This window comes from Mesorhizobium sp. M7A.F.Ca.ET.027.03.2.1, assembly GCF_003999175.1.
GTDB lineage: Bacteria > Pseudomonadota > Alphaproteobacteria > Rhizobiales > Rhizobiaceae > Mesorhizobium.
This window is the reverse complement of record NZ_RZOM01001067.1, coordinates 1-2,126: the sequence shown is the minus strand read 5'-3', so window position 1 is coordinate 2,126 and position 2,126 is coordinate 1. Positions and strand designations below refer to the sequence as shown.

General features: G+C 60.1%; 1 protein-coding gene and 1 pseudogene. One reads left to right on the top strand and one right to left on the bottom strand.

Features of this window, described 5'->3' with window-relative positions; all coding sequences use genetic code 11:
* Positions 1-113: 113 nt before the first annotated feature.
* Positions 114-1,856, bottom strand: coding sequence for a hypothetical protein (locus tag EN750_RS31205; protein ID WP_127399008.1), 1,743 nt, complete (start codon positions 1,854-1,856; stop codon positions 114-116).
* 155 nt (positions 1,857-2,011) lie between these two features.
* Here EN750_RS31205 and EN750_RS41090 point away from each other — a divergent pair.
* Positions 2,012-2,126, top strand: a pseudogene (locus EN750_RS41090) (inositol-3-phosphate synthase); the annotation flags it as partial.

Here is a 2,126-nt window from a genome sequence, read left to right as displayed (position 1 = left end):
CCTATCTCGAGTGCTGCGTCAGCTTGATGATGACGCATCTGCAGCGCGAGGAAGTGGCCGCTATTCTCGAGAAGGAAGCAGACATGCTGCGAAGGCTGGACTGATCGGAACGATCATATCAGGCATTCGTCCAGGAATCCTATCAGTCGCATCCTATATCGGTCTGCCGTCGCGGCGAGCCTTGCTTTTTCCCGGCCATTTTCGGATTGCGCAGCCGTGCTCCAGAGCCCGAGCTGGAATGCCAAATAGCACGGTTCGAAAAAGCCGATGTGGCAGTTGTCGATGGCAAGCTTCATTCCTTGGACCAGGGTCCTCACATCGCTGTCGGATAGCCCGTACTCGACACGGGCGCCGGCAATGTCCCACTCTATTGGCTGGCAGCCGATCAAATCGTGTGCCCGGCAATGGTCGACGGCATCTGTCTTAAGCACCCTGCCGTCGGCGCGAACGAGAAACTCCCATGGTTGGAGCTTTCCATCGATTTCAACGCGCTGCAGCCCGCTCGCGGGGGCCTGTTTCGAGAGCCAACCGCGCAAGGCTGCCGCGCGTTTTTCGCCCAAGGCTTCCGACGTATTGGAAACAGCCATCTCCGCGAGTGCAAGCAATGATGCACCCGGTTCGCAAGTTCGAAGATTGAGCGCACGCCAGGCCAGGTAATTTGTGAACTCCGCGATCAGTCTTTCCCTGGGTAGCGGCGCCTGATCCATCGTGGTGCCGTCAATCCACCGTTCAACCAGAAAGCCATGGCAAAGCGCGACAACTTGCGATCCGAACTCGGCTTCATGCAACATCGTCGCGGTTCGTTTCTTGCGCCGTCCGGTTTCGCCGAGGCCCGCGAATTTGACGAGCCAGCGGTCACGCCCGGCGGACGCCAGGAATTTACGCCGCTCGGTACCGCGAGGGCTCGGCGGCCAGCGCCCTTCGTCGGCGTAGTGGGCGGCCCGCCACTCGCCGCCAGATAGCTCGGTCAGGCCTAATTCCGGCCTGCCGACCGCCTCGGCCACCCAATCGCGCAACGTGGGAATTTTCGAGCTTTCGGAGAAGGTGCATTCAAACGCCGTCGCCACATGCTTCGGACAGCGCGACCATGTCTCCCGAGCCTCCCGCGACGCTTCGATGCCCGGGCCGCCTGAATGGCTGGGAAACAGGTGAATGCGGTCCGTATCGATACCCAGTTCACGCAGCCACATGATAACGGCATGCATCGAACTGCCGGACAGGCCAGGACCCTCGTCGACAACGGCGAAACGCGCCGACGGATTGTTCATCCAAGTGGCGATCGACTGCGGATCGGCGTTGATATACCTGCGGAAGGGATGGCCGATCGGGCGAACGCTGAACGGTGCCGGCGCACCAATCGAGGCCGCCACCATAGCTGCCAGCCCGAGGCCGATGCTGCGGACGCCGATCACACATGTGTTCGCATCGAGACCCGACTTCTGCGCCGCGTCCAAATAGCTTTCGGGATAAAGCGCATAGTGCGCATAACCCTCGGCAGAGCCGGTCACAACCTCGGCCTTGCAGTCGAGCCCGGCCAGCTGTTTGAGAAGTCCCGGATCGATGCCACCGCCGACGCCGAAACCGCTTTGCCACGACTTCGCCACCTCTGCCGCAAGTCCGACCAACAACCTGGCGCCTTGCTGTTGTCGCGGCGAAAAGATGTCGATGCCGCTGGTTTGGAAATCGACATCGGCAAGCGCCTGAACCAGCTCCGACACGCTGATGAATAGTCCGACCAATGCAGCATGGCGTTGGACGCCATGAGACATCCGATCCAGGCTTTCGGCCATTTCGTTTGCTGCTTCCCGAAGCTGCTCTGCGCTCTCGGTCTGCCTGTGGTCGCCGTAGACGATCATCGATCGGTTTTCCAATGTTGCCGTGCGGCAACGCATCGAATGCAGCTTCGATCCATGCAGTCTCGCGCAATTTTTCGATGGGCGGAGGAACATTCCGGCACGCTGATGGTTCGGCGCCAGGAACTTACCTTTGAACAACATAGGGTGGCGGTTTCGTGGGATCGAAAAAGGTTCGTGTTGGTATCGTTGGGGTCGGCAACTGCGCATCCTCCCTGGTGCAGGGCCTCTCCTTTTATCGTCACGCGAAAAGCAACGAACCAATCCCTGGGC